Annotated in this window: 5 protein-coding genes; 1 reads left to right on the forward strand and 4 read right to left on the reverse strand. The window is 63.7% G+C overall.

Annotated elements, in window-relative coordinates:
- Positions 1-125: 125 nt before the first annotated feature.
- The 4 genes from EOA24_RS28320 to EOA24_RS28335 form a co-directional block, all read right to left on the reverse strand.
- Positions 126-434, reverse strand: coding sequence for a cupredoxin family copper-binding protein (locus EOA24_RS28320; protein ID WP_126083223.1), 309 nt, complete (start codon positions 432-434; stop codon positions 126-128).
- A complete protein-coding gene (locus EOA24_RS28325) occupies positions 431-955 on the reverse strand; it encodes a DUF4142 domain-containing protein (protein WP_126083222.1) in 525 nt (174 codons plus the stop codon). Before EOA24_RS28325 ends, EOA24_RS28320 begins: the two co-directional genes overlap by 4 nt.
- 93 nt (positions 956-1,048) lie before the next feature.
- On the reverse strand, positions 1,049-1,732 hold the full coding sequence (locus EOA24_RS28330) for an RNA polymerase sigma factor (protein ID WP_126083221.1): 684 nt from the start codon (positions 1,730-1,732) through the stop codon (positions 1,049-1,051).
- Between the two features lie 150 nt (positions 1,733-1,882).
- Positions 1,883-3,061 carry a cystathionine beta-lyase gene (locus EOA24_RS28335; RefSeq protein WP_127410309.1) on the reverse strand — a complete coding sequence of 393 codons (1,179 nt, stop codon included), beginning with the start codon at positions 3,059-3,061 and terminating at the stop codon, positions 1,883-1,885.
- Positions 3,062-3,542: 481 nt separating this feature from the next.
- On the opposite strand from EOA24_RS28335, the gene EOA24_RS28340 reads away from it, so the two are divergent.
- Positions 3,543-4,558: amino acid ABC transporter substrate-binding protein (locus tag EOA24_RS28340; protein WP_133374646.1), on the forward strand; the 1,016-nt coding region annotated here is incomplete at its 3' end.

Genomic DNA, 4,558 nt, shown 5'->3' on the forward strand with positions numbered 1-4,558 from the left:
CAGTATAGCGGCGGGCCGCGGCCGGGCAGGGTGGGTTGCGCGCCGGCATTCGGAAGATTGCCGCCAAGCAAGCGAGGCGCCGTGCGCGCCTCGCTCTCCCAGCGCCGGGCCAGGGGGCGGCGGGTTTAGGGGGCCACCCCGATATGGCCCTTCATGTTGGGATGGAAGCGGCAGAAATAGTCGACCTCTCCCGCCGCCTTCAGCGTGACCTTGCCCTTCGACTTTGCCGGGATCATCACATCCCAGCCGCCTTTGACCGTGGCGGTGTGGGCGAGAATATCCTTGTTTGTCCACTCAATCGTGTCGCCAACTTTGGCCTTAACGCTCGCCGGCGAGAACACCAGCTTGTCGATCGTCACCTCGATGGTCGCCGCGAAGGCTGGCGGTGCCATGAGCACCGTCACCAGCATCGACGCAAGAAGCAGCGGCCTCATTTCAGCATGCCGGCGACATGTTCGGCATGCTGCTCATGTCCCTGGAAGATCTTGAGCCCGGTCTCCAGCAGGCTCTTCAACTCGGCATTGCTGGCCGAGGGGATGAGCAGCGTTTCGAGCGCACCGTTGACCTGCTTGTGATAGGCCACTTCGTTCTCGATATAGGCTTTGTCGAACTCGGAGCCCTTGAGCTTCGCCAGCTTGGCGCGCTCCTCCTTGGCAGCCTTGGCCAGCGCCTTGCTGGTGTCATTGTCCTCGGGCGTGACCTTCAGCTTCTTCACCAGGTCGAGCGCTTGGCTGTTCACCGCCTCATGGTCGCGCTCCATGTCCTTGGCGAAGGCGACGATCTCCTTGTTCTTGGACGTCTTGATCGCCAGCTTGGCCGCCTCGATGTCGATCGAGCCGGCTGTATAGGCGATGTGGGCGATCTGCGGGTCGGTGGGCTTGTCGGCGGCCAGCGCCAGCGGCGCGTTGCTCATCAGGAAAAGGGCGGCGAGGGCGGCGGTCGGTCGCATGAACATGGCATCTCCTTCGCCCGGCGCATCGGCTTCGGGCTTCATCTGAGGGTTGACGGCCATTGGATGCCGGGAAGCGAGAAACGTTCCCCGGGAAAGTCAGCCTTCGAAACCCAAGCGCTTCATCACCGCCTGCGTCAGCCGCTCGCAGCGCCGGCCGGCGAAGGGGAAGGCGTCGAGCAGCACCGGACCGATCTCGTCGTCCAGCGCCTTGCGCACCAGGGCGCGCGCCCGGTGCAGCCGTGTCTTAACTGTCTCAGGCCGCACGCCCAGAAGGTCGGCCGTTTCCACGATGCTGAGGCCCTCGATGACACGGGCGACGAAAACGCTGCGATAGACATCGGGAAGGCTGTCGGTCGCCCGTTCGACAAGCCCGAGGATTTGTCGCTGCGCCATTGTCCGCTCCGGATCGTCGCTTGGATTGAGGGGAAACGGGATGACCCGCGCCTCCGGGATTTCGGGCATCGCCACCATGCGCTTGCGCTTGCGCAGCCGGCCGAGCGCCTCGTTGATGACGATGCGCGACAGCCAGGTCGACAAAGAGGCCTCGCCGCGAAAGGCGCCGAGACTGGCGAAGGCGCGCATATAGGCCTCCTGCACGATGTCCTCGGCCTCAGCATCGTTGCGCACCACGCCGCGCGCGATGCGGTAGAGCCGCTGATTGTGCGTCTTGATGATGGCACGGCACGCATCCGGATCGCGCGCCAGCGCCCGGCGCACCAGCGCCATGTCGCCGGCCGCTGCCGCGCCGATCCCGGCGGCTTCAATAGCGGGCCTTCTCATCTCGCTCGATCCCCCGGCAGTTTTGCATCCGCAATTGGATGCGCCTGCCGGCAAAAGGTTCCCGAGTTGATTGCGCGGGCTATGCTATCGCTTCGGCCCAGGCATGTCTGCGGCTGCAAATGTGGCGGCCGGCGCCTACTGATCAGCTCGTCACTCGACGGCAGCCGCCGCCGCCAGCCCACGCGCGATGTCGGCCTTGAGGTCTTCGACATCCTCAAGCCCGATCTGCAAGCGGATCAGCGAACCGGCATACGAGCCCTTGGCAAGCGTGCGGTCGCCGAGGAAGACCGGAACGGCGAGGCTCTCATAGCCGCCCCAGGAATAGCCGAGACCGAAGATCTTGAGCGCGTCGAGGAAGGCGTGCTGGGCCTTCTGGCCGCCGCCGTCGAGCACGATCGAGAAGACGCCGCTCGAGCCGCAGAAATCGCGCTTCCAGAGCGCATGGTCGGGATGGCTTTCGAGTGCCGGATGCAGCACCTGCGCGACCGCGGCCTGCTCCTCCAGCCAGCGCGCGATATCGAGCGCGGACTTGCGGTGATGTTCGAGCCGCACCCCCATCGTGCGCAGGCCGCGCAGCACCTGGTAGATGTCGTCGGGTCCCGAACAGCATCCGAGGGTGCAGAAGCCATCATAGAGCTGCTTCCAATATGTCTCGTTGGCCGAAACCAGGCCGAGCAGCACGTCGGAATGTCCGGCCGGATATTTCGTCGCCGCCTGGATCGAGATGTCGACGCCATGGTCGAGTGGCTTGAAATAGAGCGGCGTCGCCCAGGTGTTGTCCATCATCACGATGGCGCCCGCTTCATGCGCAGCCTTGGCGATGGCCGGGATGTCCTGCACCTCATAGGTGTTCGATCCCGGCGATTCGGTGAACACCACCTTGGTGTTGGGCCTGATCAGCGAAGAAATGCCGGCCCCGATGCGCGGCTCGTAATATTCGACCTCGACGCCGAGTCGCTTCAGCATCGTATCGGCGAAGTGGCGCGTCGGGTGATAGACGCTGTCGACGATCAAGAGATGGTCGCCGGCGGCGAGGAAGGCGAGCGGCGGTACCGTCGCCGCCGCCAGTCCCGAAGGCACCGCGATGGTGCCGGCCGAGCCTTCAAGCGCGTCGACGGCGAGCGTCAGCGCATCCATCGTTGGCGTGCCGCGCGTGCCGTATGTGTATTTCTGGCTGCGTCCGGCCATCGAAGCGGCATCGGCGTAAAGCACCGTGGAGGCGTGCACGACCGGCGGGTTGACGAAGCCGAAATAGTCGCGCGGGTTGTTGCCGGAATGGGCAAGCAGCGTGTTGGTGCGCATTTCGATGCCGTCTTTACCTTTACCCATGGTTCGTCGCCAGCCATTTCATGTAAGGGGTCGAATGATGTCAGGGGACAGCCATAAAGCGGCGGCCAAGCCCGCGCAACCGCGCCAGGCCCGCCAAAAGCCCGTCTTCGGCTAGGCCAATCCAAGCCCGCCCGCGCCCAACAAAGCACCGCTATTGCCGAAGCGGATTCGGCCGCCGGCTCATGGATTCGCACCGTTGCAACTTGACTGATTTGTTCGCATGGACTGCCGATTTCATGGGCTCTTGTCCGCAATTCAGGCATTTGCGGCAATTGCTTTTCAAACCTTTGGGGTTTCGGTCATTTCCCTTGACCTCACAGGAATAATCGCCTTCGATGCGTTTCGTGAATGGGAGGCAGCGCATCGGCAACTGATGCGGGTCCGGGAGTGGGCCTGAAGTGGGAGCTGCATTCACAAACGAAAAAAGATCAAGCGTCGCCTGACAGCAGGGGCGCCTGTAACAGAAAAGGGTATGTGGGTCATGAAACACATTGCAATCGGCATTCTTGGCGCCGCCGCGCTCGGGTTCATGGCGTCCGCCGCTTCGGCAGGCACGCTCGATACCGTGAAGCAGAAGGGCTTTCTTCAGTGCGGCGTCTCGACCGGCCTCGCCGGCTTTTCGGCGCCGGACGACAAGGGTGACTGGAAAGGCATCGACGCGGACTTCTGCCGCGCCGTTGCGGCCGCCGTTTTCGGTGACGCCTCCAAGGTCAAGTTCACGCCGCTCAGCGCCAAGGAGCGTTTCACCGCGCTGCAGTCGGGCGAGATCGACCTCCTGTCGCGCAACACCACCTGGACCAGCAACCGCGACAGCGCGCTCGGTCTCGATTTCGTCGGCGTCACCTACTATGACGGCCAGGGCTTCATGATCAACGCCAAGAAGCTGCCGGGCGTGAATTCCGCGCTGCAGCTTTCGGGCGCCGCCGTCTGCGTGCAGAGCGGCACCACGACCGAGCTCAACCTCGCCGACTACTTCAAGAAGAACAAGATGGAATACAATCCCGTCGTGTTCGAGAAGCTCGAAGAGGTCAACGCCGCCTATGACGCCGGCCGCTGCGACGCTTACACCACCGACCAGTCCGGCCTCTATGGCATCCGCCTGACGCTGTCATCGCCGGCCGACCATGTCGTGCTGCCCGAGATCATCTCCAAGGAGCCGCTTGGCCCGGCCGTGCGCCAGGGCGACGACCAGTGGGCGCATATCGCGCGCTGGACCTATTTCGCGCTTTTGAACGCCGAGGAAGCCGGCGTCACGCAGGCGAATGTCGAGGAGATGAAGACGTCGACCGACCCGAACATCCAGCGCCTGCTCGGCACAGAGCCAGATGGCAAGTATGGCGCCGATCTCGGCCTCTCCAACGACTTTGTCGTCAACATCGTCAAGGCTGTCGGCAACTACGGCGAAATGTTCGAGCGAAATGTCGGCTCGGGCAGCCCGCTCAAGATCGCGCGAGGGATCAACGCGCTGTGGACCAAGGGCGGCCTGCAATACGGCCC

This window comes from Mesorhizobium sp. M2A.F.Ca.ET.039.01.1.1 (genome assembly GCF_003998035.1).
Taxonomy (GTDB): domain Bacteria; phylum Pseudomonadota; class Alphaproteobacteria; order Rhizobiales; family Rhizobiaceae; genus Mesorhizobium.